Origin of the sequence: Burkholderia sp. RF2-non_BP3 (assembly GCF_001522185.1) — a bacterium.
Classification (GTDB): Bacteria; Pseudomonadota; Gammaproteobacteria; order Burkholderiales; family Burkholderiaceae; genus Burkholderia; species Burkholderia diffusa.
Genome location: NZ_LOSU01000036.1, coordinates 209,371 through 233,120 on the forward strand (window position 1 = coordinate 209,371; position 23,750 = coordinate 233,120).

Sequence of the window (23,750 nt, forward strand, 5' to 3'; positions counted from 1 at the left end):
GCCCCTTTCTCGGGACCTGCTCACACGATGAATACGACCACCCTGACCTCGCAGGACGCCGCGCGGCCCAGCGCCGCGAAGATCCGGCGCATCATCCTCGCCGCATCGATCGGCAATGCGCTCGAATGGTTCGACCTGATCGTCTACGGCTTTTTCGCGGTGACGATCGCCAAGCTGTTCTTCCCCACGACGAGCGAGGCGACGTCGCTGCTGCTCACGCTCGGCACGTTCGGGCTCTCCTACCTGATCCGGCCGATCGGCGGCTTCGTGCTCGGCGCGTACGCGGACCGCGCGGGCCGCAAGGCGTCGCTGCTGCTGTCGATCGGGATGATGATGGTCGGCACCCTGCTGATCGCGCTGATGCCGACCTATGCATCGATCGGCATCCTCGCGCCGCTCGGGATCATGCTGTCGCGGCTGATGCAGGGCTTTTCCGCCGGCGGCGAATTCGCGAGCTCGACCGCGTTCCTCGTCGAACACGCGCCGCAGCGGCGCGGCTTCATGTCGAGCTGGCAGTTCGCGAGCCAGGGCCTCGCGACGCTGCTCGCATCGGGTTTCGGTGCGCTGCTGACGTCGACGCTGAGCGTCGCGCAACTCGAAAGCTGGGGGTGGCGCGTGCCGTTCCTGTTCGGCCTCGCGATCGGCCCGGTGGGGCTCTACATCCGCCGCTACGTCGACGAGGGGGTCGAGTTCAAGACGCAGGCGCGCTCCGAAGCACCCGTGCGCGAGCTGTTCGCGGACCAGAAGATGCGCGTGCTGCTGGCGATCGGGGTGCTCGTGATCTCGACCGCGATCAACTACATGGTGCTGTACATGCCGACGTATGCGATCAAGCAGCTCGGGCTGCCGGCATCGACGGGCTTCGCGGCGACGCTCGCGACCGGCTTCGTGCTGACGCTCGTCACGCCGCTCGTCGGCCATCTATCCGACCGCACCGGGCGGATCCGCGTGATGGCGGCAGCGGCCGTGCTGATGCTCGCCACCGTATGGCCGACCTTCGTGTGGCTCACGCATCACGCGTCGTTCGCGACGATGCTCGCGGCGCTGATCTGGATCGGGCTGCTGAAGGCGACGTACTGCGGCGCGCTGCCGGCGCTGATGGCCGAACTGTTTCCGTCGCAGACCCGCGCGACCGGCCTCGCCGTCAGCTACAACACGGGCGTCACGCTGTTCGGCGGCTTCGCGCCGTTCGTGATCACATGGCTGATCAGCGCGACCGGCAACCGGCTGTCGCCGGCGCTGTACCTGATGGGTTGCGCGGTGCTGAGTCTCGTCGCACTGCTGGTCGCGCGCACGCGGCTCGGGATGCGCTGACCCTGCGGCAATGCGCGTCGGACGTGGCCCGTCGCGGCACCGTGCCGCGCGGGCCGCTCGCCGTTTACGGCGCCGGGTTCGGCTGCCGTTCGTGCAGCGCGTCGATCTCGGCGAGGATCTCGTCGGACAGCGTCACGTCGATGCTGCCGATGTTCTCCTTCAGTTGCGCGAGCGACGTCGCGCCGACCAGGTTGCTGCGCACGAACGGCCGGCTGTTGACGAACGCGAGCGCGAGCTGCGCGGGCGACAGCCCGTGCCGTTTCGCGAGCGCGACGTAGCGCGACGTCGCCTCGACGGCCTGCGGCTTGCTATACCGCTGGAAGCGCTCGAACAACGTGATGCGCGCGCCGGCCGGACGCGCGCCGTTCTCGTACTTGCCGGACAGCCAGCCGAACGCGAGCGGCGAATACGCGAGCAAGCCGATGCCATCGCGATGCGTGAACTCGGACAGGCCGTTCTCGAACGTGCGGTTCAGCAGGCTGTACGGATTCTGGATGCTGGCGATGCGTGGCAAGCCGAGCTTCTCGGCCGCGCGCAGGAATTGCGCGACGCCCCACGGCGTTTCGTTCGACACGCCGATCGCGCGGACCTTGCCGGCCTTCACGAATTCCGCGAGCACGCCCAGCGTTTCCTCGATCGGCACCGTGTACGCGTCGTCGACCCACGGATACGCGGGGCGGCCGAACGTCGTCGTGCTGCGATCGGGCCAGTGCAGCTGATACAGGTCGACATAGTCGGTCTGCAAACGCTTGAGGCTGCCGTCGAGCGCCTCGGTCAGGTTCTTGCGGTCGAACTGGTTGCCTTCGCCGCGAATATGGCGCGGATTGTGCGGCTGCCGCGCCGGGCCCGCGATCTTCGTCGCGAGCACGATTCGGTCTCGCTGCGCCCGATGCTGCGCGAGCCAGGTGCCGATGTACTGCTCCGTGCGTCCCTGCGTATCGGGCTTCGGCGGCACCGGGTACATTTCCGCGGCATCGATCAGCGTGACGCCCTGCCCGAGCGCGTAATCGATCTGCTCGTGGGCGTCGCGTTCAGAATTCTGCTCGCCCCACGTCATCGTGCCGAGACCGATCAGGCTGACCTCGATGCCCAAATTGCCGAGTGTGCGGTATTCCATGCTGTTCCTGTCGCGTCAGTGGAAAGCAGGAACGCTATCACATTGAAACGAACGCTTCAGATGGCCGGTGCGTTCGCTTACAGGCCGCCTGCGATGTGCGCTCGAGCTCGCTCATTCGGGGTACGGCGGCGTTCGCGTGCGCGGTCCGGATCATGCCGGACGAACCGGGCCGGCGTAACGACGCCGCCCGCTGCGTCACTGCGGCCGCTGAATGAAGCAGGTTGCCGATGCGTGCGCGACGATCTTGTCGTCCGGCGTCTTCAGCGTGCCTTCCGCCACGCCGAGCGAACGCGACAGGTGAATCACGCGCCCCTCCGCGATCAGGTCGACGTCGCGCGGCACGGGACGCAGCATTTTCACGTGGAGGTCGACCGTGCCGTAACCGACGCCCGCGTCGAGCATCGAATGCACCGCGCAGCCCGTGACGGAGTCGAGCACCGTCGCGGCGAACCCGCCGTGCACGCCGCCGAGCGGATTCAGGTGCCGGCCGTCCGCACGCGCGGACATCTTCACGTAGCCGAGCTCGACGCCCAGCGGCCGCATCGGGATCGTTTCCGAGATCGACGCGAGCGGCAAATCGCCCGCCGCCGCCGCGCGCAGCAGTTCCAGACCGGACAGGGAAAGCGGATTCATCGGGTTGTCTCCTGATTGAAAGCGCGTCGCCGCGCGAGTAAGTTCTAAATTGGAACTGATTATTAACAACCGCGCCGGGCTTGTCAACGCAGCCACCGCCCGTTGCAACCGAAGGTAAGTTCTATAATCGAACCCGCTCTTTCACTGCACCGTCGCACGAGACTCGATCATGAAATGGGATGACATCGGCACGCTGAACTGTTCGGTCGCGCGCACGCTCGCCGTGCTCGGCGATCGGTGGACCATGCTGATCCTGCGCAACGCGTTTCTCGGCTGCCGCCGCTTCGATGCGTTCCAGACGCAACTGGGCCTCACGCGCCACGTTCTGGCCGAGCGGCTCGCGCGTCTCGTCGACGAAGGCGTGCTGGTCAAGCGCGCGTATCAGGAGCGCCCGCCGCGTTTCGAATACCGGTTGACGGAAAAAGGCCTCGACCTCTACCCGGCCCTGCTCGCGCTGATGACATGGGGCGATCGCTGGAAGGACGACGGCCAGGGGCCGCCGGTGCAATTGCGTCATCGAACCTGCGGTCAGTTGATGCATGCGGTCGCGGTGTGCTCGGCATGCGGCGAGCCGCTCGATGCGCACGACGTGCAGCCGGAGCCCGGTCCCGGATGGATCGCACGCGAGGCGGCCGACTGACGCATGGCGCGTAGCGAGGGGCGTGCGCGCATGGCAGTGCCGCACACGATGAACGTCATCACGTCGACCGCGCCGGACCATCACACGATGTCGCGCATTCGCTTCCGGGCGTGACCGCGCCGCCGTGTCTGCGTTACACTCACGGCCCGCTGTCTCAAAACCATTCGCTGTCCAAGATGTTGTCGCGCCAACGCCTCGCTGCTGCCTGCCTCGCCGCTTCCCTGCTCGCCACGCCCTTCGCCGCCTTCGGCAAGACGCAAACCGAATCGCTGCTGCAGCAAGCGATCGACTTCATCGCGCAACTTCTGCCGGCCCCGACCCATGAGGCGCCCGCCACGCAGGTCGTCGAATCTGCGTTCTCGCCCGATGGCGGTGCCGAGGCGCTCGTCCTGAAGGCAATCGGCGCCGCGCGCACCTCGATTCGCGTGGCCGCCTACTCGTTCACGTCGCCGCCTGTCACCCGCGCGCTGCTCGCCGCGAAGCGGCGCGGCGTGAATGTCGCGGTCGTCGTGGACGACAAGGGCAATCGCGCGAAGAGCAGCAAGCAGGCACTGAACCTGCTCGTCAACGCGGGCATTCCGACACGCACGATCGACGCCTATGCGATCCACCACGACAAGTATGTCGTGGTCGATGCCGAGCACGTCGAGACGGGCTCGTTCAACTACAGTGCCTCGGCAGCCAGCCGCAATTCCGAAAACGTCGTCGTGGTCTGGAACAATCCGCAACTCGCGTCGCGCTACCTTGCGCATTGGCAAAGCCGCTTCGACCAGGGTACGCCGTACCGCTCGTCGTACTGACTCTTCGCGCATGCGATCGCCACGCGCCGTTCGCGTGCGGCGCGGCCGACGCGCATCGTTGCGTGCATTCGCGCCGTCATGTCGTCGATGATCGGTGCGTAGTGCATGCCGGTCAACCTGGCCGAATGGCCTGCACACCGGGCGCGACGGCGCCGCGATCGGTGAAATCGGTGGATGAAATCAGTGGATGTCGGCCGCCCGCTCCGCGATCTGCGTGGTCGCGGCACACCGGCTCGCATGCGCATGCGCATCGCTGGCCGAAGGCTTCGGTCGATCGCGAGTCCCGCCCGGCAGCGCACCGAGTACGCAGTCCGTACTGAAGGTCAGCGGGTTCTGAATCATCGGATAGAGCAGATACAGCGCCAACGCGAGATACCCCGCGTAGAGAATTCGAACCATGGTGCGGTGGATGAGCGATTGATCTTGCCCTGTTTACGGCATCGCACCGGAGAGCTTGAGCCGCCGGGCATCGAATTGCTTGTCCCGCAGCGACGCATGACATGCGAAGCGTTCGCGTCGCATCGCCATGGCAACGCCGCACAACACGGCGTGCAGCGCGATGGCGAATGCGCGATACTGTTCGGCGTGCGCGGCGAGTTCGGCAAGCATGCGCCGACGGCTTTCGCACGCGCCGAGCGACATCCAGACGATCGATGACCGGCTCCGCAGCCGGGACCAGAGACAAAGGCCAATGCAGATTGCTTCCAAACCGGTCGACGAGGCGGCCCGGCTCGAGACGCTTCATTCGTTGTCGATCCTCGACACGCCACCGGAAGAACGGTTCGACCGCTTCACGCGCCTCGCGCGCCGGCTGTTCGACGTTCCGATCGCACTCGTCAGCCTCGTCGACGAGAATCGCCAGTGGTTCAAGAGTCATTCGGGCCTCGACGCCACGCAGACCTCGCGCGACGTCTCGTTCTGCGCACATGCGCTGCTCGCGGACGAAACGATGGTGATCCAGGACGCGCGCAACGACGATCGCTTCCACGACAATCCGCTCGTCACCGGCCAGCCCGGCATCCGCTTCTATGCGGGCCGGCCGCTTGCCGCGCCGAACGGCGCACCCGTCGGCACGCTGTGCCTGATCGACACGCGGCCGCGCGACCTCTCCGTCGACGAACTCGCGCTGCTCGGTGATCTCGCGCACATGACCGAACGCGAAATCGCGGCGCTGCATCTCGCGACGACCGACGAACTGACCCAACTGACGAACCGCCGCGGCTTCGAGATTCTCGCGCGCCACGTGCTGAGCCTGTGCGAACGCATGGGGCGGCACGCGGTACTGCTGTTCTTCGACCTGAACGACTTCAAGGCGATCAACGACCGCTTCGGCCATGCCGAAGGCGACCGCGCGCTCATGGCCTTCGCGGACACGTTGACCGGTGCGCTGCGCGACAGCGACGTGATCGCCCGACTCGGCGGCGACGAATTCGTCGTGCTGTTGAGCGCCAGCGGTCCGGCCGACGTCGGCGGGCCGATCGAGCGCGTCACGCAGGCGCTCGCGCTGCGCAACGCGGCCGACGCACGCGGCTATGCGATCCGGTTCAGTGTCGGCTACGTCGCATACGATCCCGCGCAACATCGTGCGGTAGCCGACCTGCTCGAATCGGCCGATCGCCGCATGTACGAGGACAAGCAGCGCGGCAAAGCCGCCGGCGCCTGAGCGCGGATCAACCGCTCGCCGATACGCGCCTCCGCCGCTGCCGCCAGCCGCGCTGGGTCCGATATGCGCCGTTGGGTCAGCTTCCGCACGGCGGCGCACTCGCCATCGCTTCCGCGATCTGCTCGGGCGTCAAGTCGCGCTGGTGGGTCGCAATCGACCAGCGATGGCCGAACGGATCCTCTACCTGGCCGTAGCGATCGCCCCAGAACATATCGGTGGCCGGCATTCTGACGGTCGCGCCGGCCGCGACGGCCTGCGCGATCGCCGCATCGGTGTCCGGCACGAACAGGTGGAGGCAGACCGGCGTGCCGTTCAGCGTCTTCGGCCCGAGTGCGCCGTGCTCCGGCATTTCATCGACGAGCATCAGCGTCGAATCGCCGATTGCGAGGCACGCGTGCGCGAGCCGGCCGTCCGGGGTCGGCAGGCGAAACCGTTCGGTCGCGTTGAACGCACGCTTGTAGAAGGCGATGGCGGCGGCTGCGCCGGCGCAGATCAGATGCGGGGTCAGCGTGCGCATCCCTTCCGGGATCGGGTTGACGGACGTGGCCATGGGTGTCGCTCCTTCAGTCGGTTATCGAATCGGAAATCGGGACGGACGCACGATGCGCACGCCTCCGATGCTACGACGGACGGACTCGACGGAAATCGACACGCCTGCGGATATTTTTTTCTCAGATCTGCGGAAGGTCACGCAGCGTACGCGACTCGCTCGTCGCATCGATGTCGAGTTCGATCCCTTCCGACGCGTCGCGATAAAGCACGCGCTTCAGTCTCGGCCCCACTGCCGTCCCGTCCGCTTCGTCGAATACGGCGCGAACGTCGTCGCCGGCCGCAAGCGCGCGCGCAACTTCCCCCACCGACGCCTCGCTCGGCGTCGCCGCCCACGACCGGTCCGCCGGATTGACGGCCGCCCATCGCACGTGCGTCACACGTGCGCTGCGCACGTCGATTCGGACACCATTCACCGCGAACATCGACATCGGGATCTCCTTCGAAACGGTTGCGGCCGGACGAACGCCGGACGACGGAAGCCGACGATGGCGCGACAGCCCGCGGGTTCAACAGTCACCAGGCCAGCCTGACGCACGATCATCCCCGCACGCGGCTTCGGCCAACGCGATTTTCGATGATACATTGGGACGCTTTGCAACCGTCAACAGACAATCGTGCACGGGAGAAACACATGACCGACGCCTGGGGAACCTTCCCTGCCAGAATGGGCGACCATCAGGCCTTCATCAGCTTCAATCACGGCTTTGCGGAAATCGCCGAAAGCGATCCGCGCACGTCGCTGCTCAGCGTGCGTGTCGCGCTCGAGCATCCGACACCCGACGGCCTGCCGAGCAGCGACGAGTTCGCCGGTCTCACGAACATCGAAGATCTGCTGGACGCCGCAGTGACCGCGAAAAACGGCGTGCAGGTCGGCCGCATCACGGTCGACGGCAATCAGGATTTCCTGTTCTACGTGCCGTTCGACGAGGAAACCGCGGGCGAGATCGTCGACTCGCTCGCCGAGCGCACGACCTACGCGCTTCAGTACGCATTCCAGGACGATCCGGACAAGGAAACGTACTGGCGCACGCTCTACCCGACCGACGACGACTGGCAGCTGATGCGCGACATGCGCGTGCTCGAGGCGCTGCGGCAGAAAGGCGACGTGAGCGACGTGAGCCGGCGCGTGATGCACTGGGCTTACTTCCCTGAACCGAGCGACGCGCATCAGTTCGCCGACTGGGCCGAGTCGAAAGGCTATCTGGTCGAATCGGTCGCGCCGACCGAAGACGGCAAATCGGCCGTGCGGTTTGCGCACGAAGGCACGATGGCGCTGGCCGACATCACGCGCCATACGCTCGAGATCAATCGCGAGGTGCGCTCGCTCGGTGGCGAATACGACGGCTGGGAAACCAGCGTCGAGCAGGCGGGCTGACCCCGCCGGCACGCGCGTTGCGCGCGTGTCGGACCTTGACGGGTTCGGTACAAAAAGCATCCCGGCAGCGCGACGGCGCGCCGCCGGGACCAAGGCATCGCCGGCCGTAACCGGCGATGGGCCCAGGCAACCGCCCAGGCACGAGGAAAGCGATTCATGCGGATCAGGCGAACGGATGCCGTGGCGCGAGACGCTGCCTGCCGAACGCCTGTCCGTTTCCGCCGACGCGGCTTGCATGCGTCGTGCGGGGAAAAAGCCCCGCTCCTGCGCGAGCGAGCGGGGAAATGGTTGACCGGGCCGGGGTAGAACGGTCAACCGGCCAGATTGTGATCGTGGCCCGTGCGACCGTCTGTGCGGCAACTCACCCTTTCAAGCGGAAAGCTCGCGTGCCTGGTGCTGCTTGCGGCACGTCACGGCACGGTCCGAGCGCGACGCCGGCGGCCGGTGCGGCGATCACGACGACGAGCGACGCGCCCTTCCGGCTGACCAACTGCTCCGCCAGTCGACGATATTGGCGCGTGCGTCGTCCTCGTCGGCAAAATCGTTGCGTTTCAGGAAACGGTCGAGCACGACCCACGCGAACGTCTTGCCTCGCGAAATGGAATCCAGTTGCCAGTCGACCACGGCGACCCGCCCCGTTTCCCGCGTTTCGGGTGTCGACGTGAAGCGGTAATCGAGATATTCGATCTCAAGTTCCGGTGACATGATTTTCTCCGGCCAATCCGCCCTCTCGGTTCTTATGATGCGCCGCGCCAGGCCGGCGTCACGCGCTGCGTGAATCTTGTGTGAATTCGGGGCTGCAAGCCATTCCGGCAGGCAGTATCGCGATCTTCTCGCGAGCTTTTGACCTCGACTGAAAATACATGGCCGTCCGGTCGCGCTGCTACACTCCGGCCACAATAATCGCTTGCCACACCCAAGGAAACAATGTCACTCGCCCGGGCACAACATGATGGTGTCGATGTCTGGATCATCCCGCTTTCGGGACATGCCGCCTATGCCTCCACGCATCTCAAGCGGGTATTCGCCTCCGACGACTCGCGCCATCGCGTCGTGACGGTCGACCTGACGAAGCTGCTCGCCTGCGCCGATCGCGACACGACCGACTATGTACTGCCTTCGGTTGAATACTGGGCGCCCGGCAAAGCCGCCGGCATCCGCGCTTTCCTCGACCCGGCCGGACCCCGTATTCCCGAGATGCCCTTCATCACCTTTCGCGAGACGAGAACGCGGACGCTGCTCGGCATTCCGGGCCTGTCGAAAGTCGGCGTCGCGTCGTTCCGGAACGGTCAGCATCGCGCGCGCTATCTGGCGTATGCCGGGGCGACGAGCCTGCCGGTCGAGGTGCATGAAACGGAGGCGGATTTGCTCGTGCGGTATTGCGGCGAATAACGGACGCGACGCCCGACCCTGTGCGGAACGGTTCATGACAAATATGCCGCCGGAAGGATACGGCCATGTGCGCTCTGTCAGTTCAACGTACACATGCGAGCGATGTGCTCCGCGTCATGTGACGTCGCGCTGCGCGGCGTGATGGTTCGGGTTGCCGGCATGCGCAGGTCGCTCACCATTGCGTAATGGAGGCCGGGAAAGTGCGGCAATCATGCGTCGCGAGCGATGTCGCACGACGGCCATGCAGGCAAAAAAATGTCCCGACGCCTTCCGGGTTGTCGGGACCGAACGGCCCTGCAAAGCTGAGGGCACGAGGAAATGAAATATTACATGAATGTAAGACTGTAAGACTTTGGCGGTTAGCGCCAAGACTCTGGCCTATTCCGCCAATCTGCAGGTCGGTCCAGTTGTCTCGTCGAGCAATGCCCTCTTCCCACTGTTCTTGACCACGTAGTACGCCTGCAGCCCGACGTACGCGATCGTCGCGACGGCTACCCACCGATTGACGCTGTGGATGATCAGCCACAGCCAGAAATTGCAGCCTACTGTGTGCGCCACCTTCGCAGCGCTCGCCGCGAGATCGCTCGTCATCGATTGCCTTCAATGAAAAAGCCGCCTTGAGGCGGCTTGAGGCAGTGTTGAGGTTATACTTTCGAGCGGCTTCAACGGCAGTCCACAAACGATTTCTTTCGAGAGATATCTATGGAACGCAGTGTTGGCATTGGCGGACGGCGATGGCCCGTCCAAGGCAACGAGAACGACAGCTATATCGCAAAGCTGACAGACCCGTTCGAACCGCAGCTTGTGTCAATGCTCGCGGTCCTGTGTGACAACGGCGCACAGGTGCTTGATATAGGTGCCAATATCGGCTGTACTGCGCTCGCACTTTCGCAGATAGTCGGTGAAGGTAAAGTAGTCGCTTTCGAGCCGGTGCCGCGCACATTCGCGAATCTGTCCAAGAACGTTGGCATGCTTTCCAACGTGGCAATACACAATTTCGCTCTCGGCAGTCAGGCTGGAACAGTGCCCATGCAAGGCTCCGAAGGAGATTCAGCTGGCGCGTTCGTCGCCAATCAATTTCAAATCGCCAATGCCGGGTATTTCCAAGTTGAAGTCCCCGTGCGCACACTCGACGAAGCATTCCCCTCGCTCGGACTTGACCGCATTGATTTTATTAAGATCGACGTGGAAGGATTCGAACTCGACGTATTCGAAGGTGGTCGCGAGACGCTGCAGCGCTTCAAGCCACGTGTTGTGCTAGAAATGAACCATTTCTGCCTCAATATGTTCCGGCGCATCACCTATCCGGAGTTTCGTGAGCGACTTCTGCGCATCTTCCCCTACGTATATGCCGTCGACGGTACGCGTTATCTAGATCTGACCTCGGAAAACGACGCGTACGTTGTGGGCTACGAGCACACCCTGCAATTCCGATTCCCGAATCTCGTTGCGGGATTCGACCGGTCCGATCTTATCGCGCGACTTTCAACTCTCGATCGCGCTGCACACGTGCTCGCTGAGGCGCATCGCATTGCAGCTGATTCCGAGGCACGCGCCGCGGCGGTAGATGTCAACTCGAATCAGCTTCGACAGCAACTCTCTTCGCTCGCAGCTGAACGGGATTGTCTCAGCAGGCAAGTTGTCGCAGACTCACAGCGAATCGCTGAACTCGAGCGCGAGAGGAACGCACTTCTCACGTCATCAAGTTGGCGAGTCACGCAACCGTTGCGCTCGATAAAACGGTTCTTTGCGACAAAAAGCTCTGCCTCTACGGAGTCGGGTTCATCCACGTGATTGCGTCGGCGGCGATAGTACGCCTGCAGCCCGATGTACGCGATCGTCGCGACGACCACGGTTCGCCTAAACAGTCGGGCCTTGGCCGTATTGACCCGCCAGCACTGATTCACTCAGATCGCCGGCGCCGCAATCTTTCATGATCCGCGGTACAACATCCGTTGGGAAGACGAGCGCGCATTCCGGCGAAGTTTCTGGACACCGATTCTGAAACGGCTCGGAATGCGCTGCCGCCGGCCTACAACATGCGGCATCGCTACGCGACGGCAATGCTGATGGCAGGAACGACTTCAGCCTTTTGCGCGAAACAGCTCGGGCACAGCATCGGGATGTTCCTGACAACGTACGCGAAATGGATGGATGGCGAGCAGAACGCTCTAGAGAGCGCGAGGCTCGAATCGACGCTATTGTCCCCGAGTTTCCCCGCAAAGCAAAACAGGCGCCTAAGCGCCTGTTTTGTTAATGCATTCGGTGGGGTGGCTGATGGGACTCGAACCCACGACAACAGGAATCACAATCCTAGGATATTACTCCGACGAATCAATTACTTACGCAGAAATTTTGGAATATGCCAATCAGGCAACACCTTTGTGCTCCTAGGGTACAAGAGCCATCTTCCACAAATTTCGGCGGCGTTCCTCGCGGACACCCATTGCAGTTTTTGGCGGCGGCCTATATCCAGAGTTTCCGGGTATACGCGGCCTCACAAGCAGAATTGACTTGCTATACTCGCTCAAGGTAAACGTCGGTCATACTTTCAGTAATGACTAATAATTCCACACTGCCGTCAGGGTGTCCGCACACCATGCGAGGTGTACGGTCATGTCAAAACGACACGGTCTTTCGGGTTACACAGAGCAATCCGCCAACTGATGCAGACATGAAGACATATGCGGAACTGGGTCGCCGACTGACTTACAACAACCCCACATCCGTTTGCAAAAGTCATGGCCTGAGTGTTTTTACTAGCATCGCAGACGCTCAGCACTATTTGAGCTTGCAGCCAAACGGCGGCGGAAATTACATTGCCAAGGCGGATCTTGCGCAGGCCGACGGATTTATAGCGCATACTCCGGCACATCCGGCCCCTCTACGCCTACCGAATTCCCATCACACTTGGTGGCCGGCAGGTGGTATAAGTCGAGAATCCCTGTTCACTTGAACGTGGGGAGAGCGCTATGTGGACTGCGATAGGAAAGCGAGATGATCTAGGTCGGTTTGGGGATTTACCGGTATCCGACGTACTGTATGAGGCCGATGGCCCGAAGCTCTTCGTGTCTGTTGTAAACAATCTTGTATTTCTCGTCTACGAGTCGACCTTTGACTTGTCTGATGAATTGGTTCGATTTCTGGCGGTACCTACAACCGGCAAAACAATTCAACACCTGATCGATGGAACGCTGACGGTGTTGGAGGCACTCGACCAGAAGCAAGTGTGGTCTATTGATCAGAAGTTTCAAGGCGACATTCTCGAGGCCGTCATGCTCCGCGAAGGCATTTATTCGGTGCCTGACGGATTCAAGCCTGAACCAGGTGTTCGCTTGCGTCCGGATCATTACTACGCCTGATTTGTATTGCTGTTGGTCGAAGCAGGTACTGCTGGCTCTGCGACCATTTCATCTGCTGGATACAGTTGGAGCATCGCACGCGCCCCGTCGACGTTCGCCGTGTGTAGCCACTCGTCATAGTCGGTCGATCGCAGGATCACAACCGATCTCTTCTCGTCCGCCAGCTTGTGCATGTGCTTCATCACCGGGTGCTCGTCAGCGTTCACGGTCAGCATCACCATCGCGAGCGTCTCCGCGCCGTCCGGCCCGCGCCACGCGCGCCAAATCCCGGCGACGCAATACGGCTGCCAGTCGCCTACGCCAATCCGGTAATGTATATGCATGCCGGTTTCCCAGTTCGGTTCATAGATCCACCTCACCGGAATCAGGCAGCGCTGGCCGGCGCGCCATGCCGTTCGGTACGCCGGTTTCTCGGCTACGGTTTCGGATCTGGCGTTGACGGTCATGAAATGCTTGCCGGCCGGCTGGAACGCCTTCGCATCATCCCGAAGTTGGCAGTCACAGCTTCCGCGCCGTCGGCGCCCGCGCGCACGATCGGCGCGAGGTAGTCCGGAAAAATTTCAGGCTTCCATGGGAAGCGACGATACAGGTCGCTGAACGGCTCGATCCGCAGCTCGCGTAGCTCATAGTCCTCGTGCGGCGCCCGGTAGTTCGTACACATCGGCCGTCCCCTATTTTCGTTCTTGACGGCCCCATCTTACCCCGGGATACACTGTGTTTTTATACAGTGGTAGTAACGTGATAAAGCCGCAGTGGGCCTACATCTGGGAGTACGGGTTCCAAGGCGACAAGAACCGCCTGAGGACACCTATCGAGCTCACGAAACGTGAATTTGAGTGTTGGATCGAGAACGACGAGAGGTCGGTGTTCCTGGCCCCTTGCCACCCCATCGAGGCGACCAGGATCGATCGCAATCGGGTGCCGCTCACGGATCCGCGCTTCAAGATGAAGGCGGCGATGCCAGAGTTCGATGCCCCAACCGACGCCGAGCTTCGCGCGTTGTGGCGCGAGTACACCGACCTTCAGGTGCGGTGGCTCATCCTTGAGATCCGTGCGCTACGTAAATCGCTTGAGCGTATCGAGGACTGGTACACGTTCACCGACAAGAACGTCACCAACAAGGGCGACCTTGCCGGTGCACAGGGGCAGTTGTATCGACTCATGCACCTCTTGCGAGACGAGATGCGACGTGCTGGGATGCGGTAACTCGCTCTCGGGCATGAATCACGCCGGACGCTCGACCAAGCTCGTTCGCCAGTCCCCCACAAAGCCGAATCTCGGCGCACAGATAGGCTCTGAAAACCAGAAATCGGTATACGCGGCGACATTCGGTGCGAGAAACCAATTCGCCTCGCCGTTGGCATCCATCGCCCACCAGCGCGCTGTCTTCGGAGCCTTCTTCCAGTCGATCTCGGGTTTGTCCATTTCGACCTCCATTGTGACGAAGGAAGTCTAGGCACTCGGGGATTCGCGTACAATGGCCGACCGCTCGGAGCGTAGCGCAGTCTGGTAGCGCATCTGGTTTGGGACCAGAGGGTCGAAGGTTCGAATCCTTTCGCTCCGACCACCGCGGGTGTAGCTCAATGGTAGAGCAGAAGCCTTCCAAGCTTATGACGAGGGTTCGATTCCCTTCACCCGCTCCATACGGGCCTGTAGCTCAGTGGTTAGAGCAGTCGACTCATAATCGATTGGCCGCTGGTTCAAGTCCAGCCAGGCCCACCACTGCCCGGATGGTGGAATAGGTAGACACCGCAGACTTAAAATCTGCTGCGCCTTACTCGGCGCGTACCGGTTCGAGTCCGGTTCCGGGCACCATCAAGCCACTACTGTCGCCATGGCGTCGTAGTCGCGTCACGATCGCGTGCGGTAGGCTTCACTGACAGCCAGGCGTCGCCGGCCGCACCGCACACACATAGCCCTGCACCGCTCTCAGTTTGTCGATTTCGCGCTGGTCGTCGCCGGCGACACCGAAAACGCGTTCCGCAACCGCTGGGTCGAGGTCTGCGTAGGCGGTGGCACCATTGCCCACGCCGGCGGCGCTGGTAGCTCCGGGCAGACCGTCGGAACCAGCTGCGGTGCAGTTCCGGACGGTGACGCGCAGCCGGTCAGTGCCAGCGGCAAGAGCAGCGCGCAGGCTGCGATTTTCGGTTTCATGATCGGTTCGCTCCTTCGTGAGTTGTGCGTCGACGGCCGCCACCTGCGAGGCGGCCGCGTCATGCGCGGCGATCGCGCGCTGTTCCGCGGTGAGCGCTGCCCGAGAGATCGCCTCCAGGTCGTCGGTATGCCGCTGCGCATCCGTCGCGCGCGCGGACTGCTCGTGGGCGAGCTGGCGCGCGCTGATCAGGTGCTCGACGCCGGCGCCGGCCGCCGCACCGAGCAGCGCGGCCAGCAGGTACGGCCATGCAAATTTCAGGAAGATCATTTCGGCTCCTTCGCGTGAAGCTGCTTGAGCTCGTCCGGCGAGTAGACGAAGCCCGGCAGCAGGAACGCCTGCACGCTCCAGACCGGGTCGCTTTCCTCGTGCCGGCCGTGATCCTTACCCCGGTGATGAAGCGCACACAGCAGCAACTGGTTGTAGGTCGAGTCGACGAACGCCTCCGGCCGCGCTGGATCGAACGCCTCCCAGTCGAATCCCTGCGTCAGCTTGATCACGTCCCAGATCGGATGCTGGAGCGGGATCGGCACGATGCGCCGCAGCTTGTGGCTGAACATCGTGTCGCACTTGTTGATCGCGACCTCGCGGATCCACTTCCAGTCGATCGCGTGCGAGAACGCCCACTCGAAGAACCGGTGGTGCGACTCGACCGCCTGGTCGTCGCCGCACACGGCGCAGACGTAGCCGCCGGCCGCCTTCATCGAACGCTTGCTCGCGCGGAACGTCGACGACTCTGTGCGCGGCTCGTGGTCGGGATAGAAGACGTCTTCGGAGAGCGTCCGCCGCGTCTCGTGAGTTTTCTGGTTCGTCATAGGTCTCGCACGCACGTTGCGCGCTCGATCGCGCGCCGCTTCACCAAACCCGGCAGCACTCGGCCGCCGGCCGTCACCCACTGTTGCCGGCCGTTGTCAGACTCGTTCATTGCCCGGCAAGCCCCCCTCCAGTCGCCGGAGTTGAACCGTTTCGCCGTCGTGCTACCGCAGTACGCGCCGGTGCCAACGTTGTAGGCAAAACTCACCGCCGCGGCGAGCTGGTACGTATGCCCCTTCAGATTCGGCGTGCACTTCAGCACCGGCTCGGCATGCTCGATGAGACGCTGCTCGAGCCGCGCACGGCACTCGTCGGGGGTGAAGCGTTGGCCCGCTCGAACATCCTTCGTGTCGCCGTTGCACGCCGTGATGATTCCGATCGGGTCCGGCCGCGCGACGAGCTCGAGTCCCTCGAACTTCGGGACCATGGAAAAAAGAAGGGCTGCCGCAGCAGCCCCCACAACACCAGCGAGTGTCTTCTTCGGTAAGTTAGCCATCGAGCAATGCCCTCTTTCCTTTGTTCTTGACCAGGTAGTACGCCTGCAGCCCGATGTACGCGATCGTCGCGACGGCTACCCACCAATTGATGTCGTGGCCGGTCAGCCACAGCCAGAAATTGCTGCCCACTGCGGGCGCAGCTTTCGCCGCACTTACCGCGAGATCGTTCTTCATCGATTCCCCGTAAACGAAAAAAAACCGCCCGAAGGCGGCTTCTGTCTTCCAATGGATCGCCGGGCTATTTCGGCGCCAGTTGAACCATCGTTTGAAGTGCGTTCGACCTCACAACGCGGTACGACGGCAGATCGCTTGAAATGTCTATACCTAGATCTGGTGCGCTGCCCCCCTTTCCCACAAACACACAATCGAATTTGTTGTCCCTCAACTGAGTGATCATCGAATCTCGATCACGGACTGTCAGCGTCTCCGAGTTTCCGGGGCCGATCAGCGGTGAAACCAAATGAAGCGAGGCATAGTAAAGTCCTTGACGCTTGGAAAGGATGGCGCACGCCTCACCCTCTCGTGTGTGCAAGGAGATAAATTCGATTTCGTCATGAACAACTGGCGACGCAGGCACAGACCATTCAACAATTGCAGACCTCGCCGAATCTGCGAGCATCGGTATACCTCGAATGAAGGCCACGCAACAAAGTATTATCACGCCGCCCGATATAGCCGCAGGCGCCAGAAAAGAGCGATTCAATATTCCGGCGGCCGTCGCGCGAATTGCCCGATCCGACATCAGCGACGCCGCCAATAACGCAGGCCACGATACCGTGATGAGATTGAGAATGTGAGACCTCCCCTCGTAGTAAACGAAGAGTCCTGTCCCAAGCATGCATGTGTAGAGCAACACATCGGCCGATCGGTTCCGCGGTGATTTCCGCCAACTCGAAGCAGCAGAAAGAATGCCCAACAAGTAGACGCCCAACACGGCCATCCACGGACTTGCGCTGAGCGGCAAGGGCAGCATCATGAAACCAAGCCCGTAGAACAACTTCTGGTAGCCGACGAGCCACGTCAACTGCAGCGGCCGATCTGCCTTTGTCCACAGGTACAACGCCATGAAAGCGATCGCTATCGCAAAGATCGCAAGATGCAGCAACACCTTTAGTACGATCGCACGGCGCTCAACACGCGAGCCTTCCTTATCGCGCGAAAACAAGGCTGCCCACTTCGCAACCAGGAATACTCCGAAGGCCGCCTCCACCATCAGCCCTGAATCGGCATTCCATAGACTAGCAACAGCGCCGATCAGGGACATTAAGACTGCAAGTCGCAGAGTCCGCGTTTGTGCGTAGCTGTAAAATGCGAGCAGGGAAAGCGCTGGCCAAAAAAAACGAATAGGCCAATATTGAAAATACTGTTCCCGAATGCCAACCATGAACAGGCACGTCTCATACGTGACCATCACAAGTGCAATGCCGAATCCGATTTTGAACAACGGATGGCGAAGCAATCGCTGCGCAACTGAGTACACGGCGGCTAAAGATGCGACCTGCATCGCTGAAAATAATACAGAGAAGGTAAATACCGACAGTCCTACGATCCGAAAGATGGGGGCGACGAACTCGGGAAAGAGCCCATATTGAGATGGCAGATCAGCGAGAAGCGTGCGACCGCCAACCACTTGGCTCACGGAATAAATGACTGCGTCCACGCTCGTCGACCACGTTGGGTTTTCGGTGATCGAGTTCACATTTAGGATACGCCATGCGACTAGTTGGAGCCCGACGCTTGTGACAAACAGCACCAATGCGATCAATGATGCTGGTCGCCTCGTGTAGCCCGCTCGCATATCAACTGGAATAGAACATACCAGCGCAGCAACCACAACTGCACCAAACAGCAGAAGAAGCGGGTGCTCGCCAGTTGGAACCACTCCTGTCAACAGGGAACCGTCGAATCCGAACCAAGCAAATGGCACAAAGAACGCTGCCGCAACGACTGCGACAACTGTCGTCGATAGCGCAACCGACGACCGCCGGAACCGGCATCCACATCCCAGCAGCACGAAAAGAAACGCGAAGACCGGAATTGTAGATGCCAGCAATAAGAACGTGAATCGCTCGACAGGCTTGGGTGCCAGGTCCGCTCGATAGACGGGTAACAGAATGGAAGCATCGACTGCATGAACCCCGGCATGCGACCGATACAACGATGCCACGAGCCAAGCTATGGCCCCCGCTGCGATTGCAAAGCCCAAAAAGGCGAAGTGGAGCCGGGAGGCTGACTCATCTGCGCGAATCCTTCGCCGCGATGACTTTGCTTCGATGCCGGTTATATCCATATCTATCAGCAGCCGTTTTCCCAAACACCGCATTCTACGCGATAGCCTCGGATTGGCATGGATAGCAATCTCATGATGCCGTCGGAGCAGGCATGCCAGATTTCGCACCACCTGCCGCATCGTAAAAGGATTTCCACATTGCGTCAGCAGTCGAGACAGTGCCAAGGTTGGCATATGTCGATGAATCTTGGGGGCTGGCGAAGTATGCGACGATTGTCGATTTCGTCGAATCGAAAAATTGAACACTCAACGCGACCATAACCTACCCCCTGTTAGATGGAATACCCGGTCAAAATGATGGTGAACGTTACCGTTCCCGAATTTCCATTGAAGATGTAATACATCTGCTGCGGGGTGATCAAGGGAATTTGACTGAACCACGAGTTAAATGATTGCGCCCCTGAGGTCGAGAGTGCATTGTCCGCGCGGCCAAACCCTGAGGCGTTACCCGCCACCTGCATGCCCGCATTTGTGGCTGTGGATGTAGCAACGACAGTTTCGCCCCGCACATATTTTGCGTTTTTCGGCACCAAAGACGCGATCGACAAAGCAGTCAGCACCGATGTCTGTGCAGTCGTATTGAGCACCGTTGTCGGGGCAAAGAAGTAGTCACGATCCTGTTGATAGGCTGCGCTAAACTGCCCGCTCGCGTTCGTCTGCCAGACCGAGACGAGCGCGCTCGCGGTATAGCCCGCCGGCATCCCGCTACCACCATAGACGTTCGGCGCTATGGTGCTCGTCGCGTTTGTCGCCAGCAGGGCTGACGTGCCCGTGGTCGGGTTGTAAATCGCGTACAGCGCGACGTAGCCCGATGCCGGAGCCGATCCGGTGTCCATTCCGCCAGCGCCCGTTGACGCCAGATTGATCGTCTTTGAGAACTGCTTCAGCAGATACTTCTGGCCGCCGAGCGCCGTACCGACGACGATCTCGTCAGCCGTCAACGTCGCATTCGCGCTCGCGGCCGTGACGTTCATCACGACATTGCGCGCCTGGCCGACCAGTGCCGTCGTTTGGGCCTGTACTGCCATTTTCAGATTCGCAAGCAGCGTCGCCGTAGTGCCATCGTCGATCGCATCCTGACCGGTCAGGTCGACAATGAACTGCGCAAGCACGGCCGCCATGATCGAGCTTTGCCGCCACACCTTGTTGAGTTGCTGCGACTGCGCGGTGCCGCTCTGGAAGCCGGTCAGAAGCGCGGCCAGCGCCTCGTAGTCGGCCTGCGCCATCACGTTCGCGCCGCCGGCGGCAGCAAACGGCTTGAAGTTGTTGTTTGCCATCAATGCTCCGAGCAATAAAAAAGCCGCCCGAAGGCGGCTCACTGCGTGAAAGGTGGTTGTCGTTCAGACCGGTGTGCCCCATGCTCCTGTATCGAAGCCGGCGATGTACTGGTTGTTGACGTCGAAACCGAACAACGACTCGTTGTCGACGCTCGAGACAATCGTGTAGTTGACGCGTACGCCCTCAGGCTTCAGCGGGATATAGCCGCCGGCAAGCAGCGCAAGGAACACGGCCGACGGCACCTTTCCCGCGATTCCGATCGTCATCGACATGTCCTGGTGGTCTTCGATGAAAACGTGCGTACCCTGCTGATACACTGCGCCGTCGCCGGTCCACGACAGCTTTGCGCCCACCGATGGCGCGACGGCCAACTGCGCAACACCGCTCGAGCTGAGCGCACAGTCCGTCACTGTCACCGGCGAGGTGGTCGTGGGGATGTAGCTGGTCGGGGTCGTCCCCGCCTCAACCTGCGAGCCCCAGACGTAAATCCCTTGACCGGTGACCCCGGTGTAATTCGTGCTGTTCGTGTTTGCCAGCGGTGCACCGATCAGCATGCGTACGCCGCTGCCACCGGGATTCGGGACTCCCGAAACGTAGCAGCGATACCAGCCGCCACCGATGTTCACGATGCCAGCCGATACATTCGCGCCCGCGCCGGCTGTGTTCGATTGCAGCACTGCACCGGTCGACAGATTGAAAACCGCATAGCAGTAGTTGCCCGAGTTCGACGCGTCTTGCAGGCGCAGCACCGCATACGGCCGATCTCCCTGCTGCAGATACACAGAGGCGCAACCCATGCCACCGATGCCGAGCGCGTTGCTCGTCGGCGATAGCAGCGTATGCACGTTTGTCGACGAATCTGTGTCCGTCAACTTTTGGCCCGTGAGAGTGCCGTCCGGCGCTATCACGGCCGTCGGCACCATCGTGTACAGGTTCTTCGTCCATGCCGCGTTATCGAACGCGGCAGATTGCGCGATGATGTTCGTTCGAGGTGTCGGGTAGAGCTGCTGATTGCCCTGCCAGTCGTTGCGGTACAGCGTCGCTCTGTCGACCCGTCGAACCTGCGCACCGCTGTACGTCAGCGGGAAATTCTTCGTGATGCCGTCACCGGTCCCGCAGGCTTCTCCGTTGGCGTGCACCGGCACGAGATCGCCGCTCGGATTCCCGAATATGCTGTTCAGGATCGCGGCGCTCGACGCGAGCGTTCCGTCCCAATGGTTCGCGCCGATCTTCGCGCGGATAACGAGCCGGTACGTGTCGTCGTCCAGCACCGTGAGGCCCGTATCGGGATCGAACGGCCCCTTCCAGATGCCCTGATCAAAGCCAAGGCCGGCGACGTCGAACGAGAAGTAGATCCCGGTCAGCGGCGTGCGGACCTTCCGCGACACGCCGACCCAAAGGCCGACGTCGTCGAGCTGCACGCCGACCGCGTTATCGAGGTCGAACTTGCCCGGCATGCTCTGAAGCACGCTCATCTGGTCGACGAGCGGCTGCATGAGCGCCCGGACGGTCGCCATGAATCGCGGCTTGTCGCGATGCTCGGACGTGATCAGCACGGTGTAATCGCTGGAATCTGCCATCAGGTCACCACGAGAGTCACGTTCGTCGGCGTACACGACGCCGCCTCGTTGAACAGCAATGCGACGTCGGGCGTACCCGCGCCCCGCGGGCCGGTCAGCGTCAAGCCGGACAGCTTGAACGTGACGCCGCCGCCCACGCTGTTCGCCGCGGTCAGTGCGTCACCCCATTCGACGCTGCCCGACAGGCCGCCGCCGATCTGCACGCCGTTGACATAGTCCGACACGGCCTGCTGGATCTGCTGGCCGGTCTGGCTGGTGTATCCGGTGAGCGCCTTGATCGTGACTGTGGCGCCGGTCGGCGCGGCAACCGGCCGGAAGAACCGAATCGTGATCGGGCGGCCGTAGATGTCCGTGACGACGATCGCCGTGGTGCCGTACGTGCCGGCGCCTGGCGTCTTCTTCGCTGCAATCGCATTCGCGATCGCCGTCGCGTCGCCGCCCTCGACCACAAGCGAGATCGAGTGCGACGGGATGCCGTTCGCGTCCGTCGCGCTGGTGTCGTTCTCGTATGCCACGTACCGCGTGACGCCGGCGACATTCGCCACCGCGCCTATGATGCCGTCGAGCACGGTGAGCGACGGCAGCGCGGTCGACACCGTCTGCCGCTGCCGCAGCACCGCGTCTTTCTCGACGGGCGCACCCTCGGCGGCGTCCGCCGGGTTCGTCACCGACTGCCAGCCGAGCGCCGGCGTCGCGATCTGGTTGATCGTGCCGGCCCGCGCGGACACGTCGCCGATCGTCGCGCACGTGGCTGTGACGGTGATCGTGCCGCTCGGCGGGATCGTCACGGTCGCGGGTAGCATCCATTGCACGCCGTTGGCCTCCTTCGCCGCACCGTTCGTAATCGTCTTGCCAGCCTGCCCAACCAGCACCAGGTCGGCGCTCGAGTACGACGCGGTCTTACGTGCAATGCCGTTGATCTTGACGTTGCTCGACAGCGCATCGTCCTGCGCCGTCGCAGGACTGAACGACCGATAGATCGCGATCGCGACCGAGTTGACGTCGCTGATTGCCTTTGCGAACACGCCGAGCAGCTGGCCGTCCTGGCTGTCCGGCTCGAGGTACGTGTCGGCGCCGTAGATCGATCGGTACTGGTCCTGCAGATACGCGAACACGTCCGCGTACGTCGGCGCGGTGATGCCGCTCGCGTCGATGGTGGGTGCGATGGTCGTGAGAGTCACAATGTCGCCTGTACCGTGGTGGTGCCGTAGATGGTGTTTATCGTGGCCGTTACCGTCAGCACGCGCGTCTCGGGATCAGCCGTGCTCGAGTAGCTGACGAGTTCGGTCACGCCGTGTGTGCCGAGAATGCACGTGCGGATCGCAGCGTCATACTTGCCGCTCGTGTACTTTCCGAGCACGTCGGTCGCCCAAGGCATGCCGGCCGTCGTGTCGAGGAACCATTCGCCGCGCAGCAGGCGCAGGCGCGTCAGCACGGCCTGTGCGACCGTCTCCGGCGTGTTCACGAGGAAGTCGGCCGCGCCCCCACCGAAGACGTAATCACCGTCAGCGTCGAGTTTTCGGTATCGCATGGGAGTCTTCAGTTAGGCGGGCTCGTATTGCTGCCCGCGCCGTTCTCGCGGTGGGTATGCGTGTCATCGACGCGCTTTCCGTTCGCCGTGATCTGGCCGATCACATTGAGGATGCCGTTGAACACGGCCGCGGCACCGCTCGCCGCGCTGCCGACCATACCGCCGACGAACGTCAGCAAACCCGTGATCGTCACCGCGGCCGAGAAGGTCGACAGCGGCGCGACGACGTCGAATCCGCCCGGCGCGACGATCTTGACCTTCTGCAGCGTCGGGTTCAGGTCGATGTACGTCGCGCCGTCGTCGCTGCGCAGCTGCGTAGAGCTGCCGCTGACGCCAGCGAGCGCGCGGGGCCGCGATCGGAAGCCGAGCAGCACGAACCCGTCCGACAGGTCGTGCATGCGCAGCTCGGCTTGCTCCTGCACGCCGCCCGACTGCCACCACGCGTCGATACAGCGCGACGCGAACACGACGAGGCACTCGTCGCCAGGCACCACCGGAAACGTCAACGTACAATTCCCGCCAGCCGGGAACTGGACCGGGCAATCGACCAGCAGCGGCAGCGCGACGCTCTGGATCGTGCCGTCGATGCCGCGCACCTGCGCCTTGATCGCAGGCTGCACGCTGCACGTCGGCGGCCGGTCGGTTGCGCTTTCGAACGACTGGATGATGCCGGGCAACGCTGTCCAGATGCCCGCGCGCACGCCGTCGAACGCTTCACGCAGGGCGACCTCCGGGTCGCCTACCCTTTCACGTCGATCCAT

The 23,750-nt window shown here is 62.3% G+C and carries 27 protein-coding genes, 4 tRNA genes and 4 pseudogenes; 13 read left to right on the forward strand and 22 right to left on the reverse strand.

Annotation, left to right across the window (positions count from 1 at the left end):
• The first annotated feature begins 27 nt into the window (after positions 1-27).
• Positions 28-1,314: an MFS transporter gene (locus WS45_RS20045; protein ID WP_059524497.1), complete on the forward strand. Its 1,287-nt coding sequence runs from the start codon at positions 28-30 to the stop codon at positions 1,312-1,314.
• 64 nt (positions 1,315-1,378) lie between these two features.
• Here the strand turns inward: WS45_RS20045 and WS45_RS20050 are convergent, their stop codons facing one another.
• Together WS45_RS20050 and WS45_RS20055 are read right to left on the reverse strand one after the other, a co-directional pair.
• Positions 1,379-2,431: an NADP(H)-dependent aldo-keto reductase gene (locus WS45_RS20050; protein ID WP_059701270.1), complete on the reverse strand. Its 1,053-nt coding sequence runs from the start codon at positions 2,429-2,431 to the stop codon at positions 1,379-1,381.
• A gap of 195 nt (positions 2,432-2,626) precedes the next feature.
• Positions 2,627-3,064 (reverse strand): PaaI family thioesterase, encoded by a 438-nt coding sequence (locus WS45_RS20055; RefSeq protein ID WP_059606628.1) that lies wholly within the window; start codon positions 3,062-3,064, stop codon positions 2,627-2,629.
• Positions 3,065-3,233: 169 nt separating this feature from the next.
• Here WS45_RS20055 and WS45_RS20060 point away from each other — a divergent pair, with 169 nt between their 5' ends.
• Together WS45_RS20060 and WS45_RS20065 are read left to right on the forward strand one after the other, a co-directional pair.
• Complete coding sequence (locus tag WS45_RS20060; RefSeq protein WP_059701272.1) at positions 3,234-3,704, forward strand: winged helix-turn-helix transcriptional regulator; 471 nt, start codon at positions 3,234-3,236, stop codon at positions 3,702-3,704.
• Positions 3,705-3,880: 176 nt separating this feature from the next.
• Positions 3,881-4,504 carry a phospholipase D family nuclease gene (locus WS45_RS20065; protein ID WP_059691767.1) on the forward strand — a complete coding sequence of 208 codons (624 nt, stop codon included), beginning with the start codon at positions 3,881-3,883 and terminating at the stop codon, positions 4,502-4,504.
• 180 nt (positions 4,505-4,684) lie between these two features.
• On the opposite strand, the gene WS45_RS20070 is transcribed toward WS45_RS20065, so the two are convergent.
• Both WS45_RS20070 and WS45_RS20075 read right to left on the reverse strand, forming a co-directional pair.
• The gene (locus WS45_RS20070) at positions 4,685-4,903 is read right to left on the reverse strand and encodes a hypothetical protein (protein ID WP_059524507.1); all 219 of its coding nucleotides are present in this window, start codon (positions 4,901-4,903) and stop codon (positions 4,685-4,687) included.
• Between the two features lie 33 nt (positions 4,904-4,936).
• Complete coding sequence (locus WS45_RS20075) at positions 4,937-5,146, reverse strand: hypothetical protein (RefSeq protein ID WP_059691768.1); 210 nt, start codon at positions 5,144-5,146, stop codon at positions 4,937-4,939.
• 49 nt (positions 5,147-5,195) lie between these two features.
• Between WS45_RS20075 and WS45_RS20080 the strand changes: the two genes are divergently transcribed.
• On the forward strand, positions 5,196-6,167 hold the full coding sequence (locus tag WS45_RS20080; RefSeq protein ID WP_059701273.1) for a GGDEF domain-containing protein: 972 nt from the start codon (positions 5,196-5,198) through the stop codon (positions 6,165-6,167).
• Positions 6,168-6,243: 76 nt separating this feature from the next.
• Here WS45_RS20080 and WS45_RS20085 read toward each other — a convergent pair whose 3' ends face one another.
• Both WS45_RS20085 and WS45_RS20090 read right to left on the reverse strand, forming a co-directional pair.
• A complete protein-coding gene (locus WS45_RS20085) occupies positions 6,244-6,717 on the reverse strand; it encodes a VOC family protein (RefSeq protein ID WP_059701275.1) in 474 nt (157 codons plus the stop codon).
• A gap of 121 nt (positions 6,718-6,838) precedes the next feature.
• Entirely contained in the window at positions 6,839-7,147 is a 309-nt protein-coding gene (locus tag WS45_RS20090; RefSeq protein WP_059701277.1) for a hypothetical protein, read from the reverse strand.
• Between the two features lie 203 nt (positions 7,148-7,350).
• On the opposite strand from WS45_RS20090, the gene WS45_RS20095 reads away from it, so the two are divergent.
• Entirely contained in the window at positions 7,351-8,094 is a 744-nt protein-coding gene (locus tag WS45_RS20095; protein WP_059691771.1) for a DUF695 domain-containing protein, read from the forward strand.
• A gap of 453 nt (positions 8,095-8,547) precedes the next feature.
• On the opposite strand, the gene WS45_RS33780 is transcribed toward WS45_RS20095, so the two are convergent.
• Complete coding sequence (locus WS45_RS33780) at positions 8,548-8,799, reverse strand: hypothetical protein (RefSeq protein WP_257140549.1); 252 nt, start codon at positions 8,797-8,799, stop codon at positions 8,548-8,550.
• A gap of 222 nt (positions 8,800-9,021) precedes the next feature.
• On the opposite strand from WS45_RS33780, the gene WS45_RS20105 reads away from it, so the two are divergent.
• Entirely contained in the window at positions 9,022-9,486 is a 465-nt protein-coding gene (locus tag WS45_RS20105) for a plasmid fertility inhibition factor family protein (RefSeq protein WP_059524518.1), read from the forward strand.
• A gap of 378 nt (positions 9,487-9,864) precedes the next feature.
• Here WS45_RS20105 and WS45_RS20110 read toward each other — a convergent pair whose 3' ends face one another.
• Positions 9,865-10,077 (reverse strand): hypothetical protein, encoded by a 213-nt coding sequence (locus WS45_RS20110; RefSeq protein ID WP_059701280.1) that lies wholly within the window; start codon positions 10,075-10,077, stop codon positions 9,865-9,867.
• A 111-nt stretch (positions 10,078-10,188) separates the two neighbouring features.
• Here WS45_RS20110 and WS45_RS20115 point away from each other — a divergent pair, with 111 nt between their 5' ends.
• The gene (locus WS45_RS20115; RefSeq protein ID WP_059701282.1) at positions 10,189-11,280 is read left to right on the forward strand and encodes an FkbM family methyltransferase; all 1,092 of its coding nucleotides are present in this window, start codon (positions 10,189-10,191) and stop codon (positions 11,278-11,280) included.
• 1,178 nt (positions 11,281-12,458) lie between these two features.
• Entirely contained in the window at positions 12,459-12,848 is a 390-nt protein-coding gene (locus WS45_RS35155; RefSeq protein ID WP_156437241.1) for a hypothetical protein, read from the forward strand.
• Here WS45_RS35155 and WS45_RS20125 read toward each other — a convergent pair.
• Positions 12,839-13,509, reverse strand: a pseudogene (locus WS45_RS20125) (SOS response-associated peptidase). The gene WS45_RS35155 and the pseudogene WS45_RS20125 sit on opposite strands and share 10 nt — an antisense overlap.
• Positions 13,510-13,712: 203 nt before the next feature.
• Between WS45_RS20125 and WS45_RS20130 the strand changes: the two are divergent.
• On the forward strand, positions 13,713-14,054 hold the full coding sequence (locus WS45_RS20130) for a hypothetical protein (protein ID WP_257140550.1): 342 nt from the start codon (positions 13,713-13,715) through the stop codon (positions 14,052-14,054).
• A gap of 18 nt (positions 14,055-14,072) precedes the next feature.
• Here the strand turns inward: WS45_RS20130 and WS45_RS20135 are convergent, their stop codons facing one another.
• On the reverse strand, positions 14,073-14,273 hold the full coding sequence (locus WS45_RS20135) for a hypothetical protein (protein WP_059701511.1): 201 nt from the start codon (positions 14,271-14,273) through the stop codon (positions 14,073-14,075).
• A gap of 65 nt (positions 14,274-14,338) precedes the next feature.
• On the opposite strand from WS45_RS20135, the gene WS45_RS20140 reads away from it, so the two are divergent.
• From WS45_RS20140 to WS45_RS20155, 4 genes are all read left to right on the forward strand, one after another.
• Positions 14,339-14,415, forward strand: a tRNA-Pro gene (locus tag WS45_RS20140).
• 2 nt (positions 14,416-14,417) lie between these two features.
• Positions 14,418-14,491: transfer RNA gene (locus tag WS45_RS20145), tRNA-Gly, on the forward strand.
• A 3-nt stretch (positions 14,492-14,494) separates the two neighbouring features.
• Positions 14,495-14,570: transfer RNA gene (locus WS45_RS20150), tRNA-Ile, on the forward strand.
• A 2-nt stretch (positions 14,571-14,572) separates the two neighbouring features.
• Positions 14,573-14,663: transfer RNA gene (locus tag WS45_RS20155), tRNA-Leu, on the forward strand.
• Positions 14,664-14,721: 58 nt separating this feature from the next.
• Here WS45_RS20155 and WS45_RS20160 read toward each other — a convergent pair.
• From WS45_RS20160 to WS45_RS20205, 12 genes and pseudogenes are all read right to left on the reverse strand, one after another.
• Positions 14,722-15,270, reverse strand: coding sequence for a lysis system i-spanin subunit Rz (locus WS45_RS20160; protein ID WP_059701288.1), 549 nt, complete (start codon positions 15,268-15,270; stop codon positions 14,722-14,724).
• Positions 15,267-15,815: a hypothetical protein gene (locus WS45_RS20165; protein WP_059701290.1), complete on the reverse strand. Its 549-nt coding sequence runs from the start codon at positions 15,813-15,815 to the stop codon at positions 15,267-15,269. The genes WS45_RS20160 and WS45_RS20165 overlap by 4 nt, the downstream gene beginning before the upstream one ends.
• Positions 15,812-16,309 carry a lysozyme gene (locus tag WS45_RS20170; RefSeq protein ID WP_059701292.1) on the reverse strand — a complete coding sequence of 166 codons (498 nt, stop codon included), beginning with the start codon at positions 16,307-16,309 and terminating at the stop codon, positions 15,812-15,814. The genes WS45_RS20165 and WS45_RS20170 overlap by 4 nt, the downstream gene beginning before the upstream one ends.
• Entirely contained in the window at positions 16,302-16,484 is a 183-nt protein-coding gene (locus WS45_RS20175) for a hypothetical protein (protein WP_006495243.1), read from the reverse strand. The genes WS45_RS20170 and WS45_RS20175 overlap by 8 nt, the downstream gene beginning before the upstream one ends.
• A gap of 64 nt (positions 16,485-16,548) precedes the next feature.
• The gene (locus WS45_RS20180; protein ID WP_156437242.1) at positions 16,549-18,624 is read right to left on the reverse strand and encodes a hypothetical protein; all 2,076 of its coding nucleotides are present in this window, start codon (positions 18,622-18,624) and stop codon (positions 16,549-16,551) included.
• Between the two features lie 248 nt (positions 18,625-18,872).
• On the reverse strand, positions 18,873-19,877 hold the full coding sequence (locus tag WS45_RS20185) for a hypothetical protein (protein ID WP_059701296.1): 1,005 nt from the start codon (positions 19,875-19,877) through the stop codon (positions 18,873-18,875).
• Positions 19,878-19,940: 63 nt separating this feature from the next.
• A pseudogene (locus WS45_RS36665) lies at positions 19,941-20,183 on the reverse strand (DUF2612 domain-containing protein); the annotation flags it as partial.
• A gap of 162 nt (positions 20,184-20,345) precedes the next feature.
• Positions 20,346-21,023: pseudogene (locus WS45_RS36670) on the reverse strand (phage head spike fiber domain-containing protein); the annotation flags it as partial.
• A gap of 21 nt (positions 21,024-21,044) precedes the next feature.
• Positions 21,045-21,458 (reverse strand): annotated as a pseudogene (locus tag WS45_RS36215) (DUF2612 domain-containing protein); the annotation flags it as partial.
• Entirely contained in the window at positions 21,458-22,639 is a 1,182-nt protein-coding gene (locus WS45_RS20195; RefSeq protein ID WP_059701299.1) for a baseplate J/gp47 family protein, read from the reverse strand. The gene WS45_RS20195 and the pseudogene WS45_RS36215, both read right to left, overlap by 1 nt.
• Positions 22,636-22,989: a hypothetical protein gene (locus WS45_RS20200; protein ID WP_059701301.1), complete on the reverse strand. Its 354-nt coding sequence runs from the start codon at positions 22,987-22,989 to the stop codon at positions 22,636-22,638. Before WS45_RS20200 ends, WS45_RS20195 begins: the two co-directional genes overlap by 4 nt.
• An 8-nt stretch (positions 22,990-22,997) precedes the next feature.
• On the reverse strand, positions 22,998-23,750 hold the full coding sequence (locus WS45_RS20205) for a Gp138 family membrane-puncturing spike protein (RefSeq protein WP_059701302.1): 753 nt from the start codon (positions 23,748-23,750) through the stop codon (positions 22,998-23,000).

Bases quoted from the DNA above. Each gene is read 5' to 3' on its own strand.
- WS45_RS20045 (WP_059524497.1), top strand. From the start codon at position 28: ATGAATACGACCACCCTGACCTCGCAGGACGCCGCGCGGCCCAGCGCC.
- WS45_RS20050 (WP_059701270.1), bottom strand. From the start codon at position 2,431: ATGGAATACCGCACACTCGGCAATTTGGGCATCGAGGTCAGCCTGATC.
- WS45_RS20055 (WP_059606628.1), bottom strand. From the start codon at position 3,064: ATGAATCCGCTTTCCCTGTCCGGTCTGGAACTGCTGCGCGCGGCGGCG.
- WS45_RS20060 (WP_059701272.1), top strand. From the start codon at position 3,234: ATGAAATGGGATGACATCGGCACGCTGAACTGTTCGGTCGCGCGCACG.
- WS45_RS20065 (WP_059691767.1), top strand. From the start codon at position 3,881: ATGTTGTCGCGCCAACGCCTCGCTGCTGCCTGCCTCGCCGCTTCCCTG.
- WS45_RS20070 (WP_059524507.1), bottom strand. From the start codon at position 4,903: ATGGTTCGAATTCTCTACGCGGGGTATCTCGCGTTGGCGCTGTATCTG.
- WS45_RS20075 (WP_059691768.1), bottom strand. From the start codon at position 5,146: ATGTCGCTCGGCGCGTGCGAAAGCCGTCGGCGCATGCTTGCCGAACTC.
- WS45_RS20080 (WP_059701273.1), top strand. From the start codon at position 5,196: ATGCAGATTGCTTCCAAACCGGTCGACGAGGCGGCCCGGCTCGAGACG.
- WS45_RS20085 (WP_059701275.1), bottom strand. From the start codon at position 6,717: ATGGCCACGTCCGTCAACCCGATCCCGGAAGGGATGCGCACGCTGACC.
- WS45_RS20090 (WP_059701277.1), bottom strand. From the start codon at position 7,147: ATGTCGATGTTCGCGGTGAATGGTGTCCGAATCGACGTGCGCAGCGCA.
- WS45_RS20095 (WP_059691771.1), top strand. From the start codon at position 7,351: ATGACCGACGCCTGGGGAACCTTCCCTGCCAGAATGGGCGACCATCAG.
- WS45_RS33780 (WP_257140549.1), bottom strand. From the start codon at position 8,799: ATGTCACCGGAACTTGAGATCGAATATCTCGATTACCGCTTCACGTCG.
- WS45_RS20105 (WP_059524518.1), top strand. From the start codon at position 9,022: ATGTCACTCGCCCGGGCACAACATGATGGTGTCGATGTCTGGATCATC.
- WS45_RS20110 (WP_059701280.1), bottom strand. From the start codon at position 10,077: ATGACGAGCGATCTCGCGGCGAGCGCTGCGAAGGTGGCGCACACAGTA.
- WS45_RS20115 (WP_059701282.1), top strand. From the start codon at position 10,189: ATGGAACGCAGTGTTGGCATTGGCGGACGGCGATGGCCCGTCCAAGGC.
- WS45_RS35155 (WP_156437241.1), top strand. From the start codon at position 12,459: ATGTGGACTGCGATAGGAAAGCGAGATGATCTAGGTCGGTTTGGGGAT.
- WS45_RS20135 (WP_059701511.1), bottom strand. From the start codon at position 14,273: ATGGACAAACCCGAGATCGACTGGAAGAAGGCTCCGAAGACAGCGCGC.
- WS45_RS20160 (WP_059701288.1), bottom strand. From the start codon at position 15,270: ATGATCTTCCTGAAATTTGCATGGCCGTACCTGCTGGCCGCGCTGCTC.
- WS45_RS20165 (WP_059701290.1), bottom strand. From the start codon at position 15,815: ATGACGAACCAGAAAACTCACGAGACGCGGCGGACGCTCTCCGAAGAC.
- WS45_RS20170 (WP_059701292.1), bottom strand. From the start codon at position 16,309: ATGGCTAACTTACCGAAGAAGACACTCGCTGGTGTTGTGGGGGCTGCT.
- WS45_RS20175 (WP_006495243.1), bottom strand. From the start codon at position 16,484: ATGAAGAACGATCTCGCGGTAAGTGCGGCGAAAGCTGCGCCCGCAGTG.
- WS45_RS20185 (WP_059701296.1), bottom strand. From the start codon at position 19,877: ATGGCAAACAACAACTTCAAGCCGTTTGCTGCCGCCGGCGGCGCGAAC.
- WS45_RS20200 (WP_059701301.1), bottom strand. From the start codon at position 22,989: ATGCGATACCGAAAACTCGACGCTGACGGTGATTACGTCTTCGGTGGG.
- WS45_RS20205 (WP_059701302.1), bottom strand. From the start codon at position 23,750: ATGGATCGACGTGAAAGGGTAGGCGACCCGGAGGTCGCCCTGCGTGAA.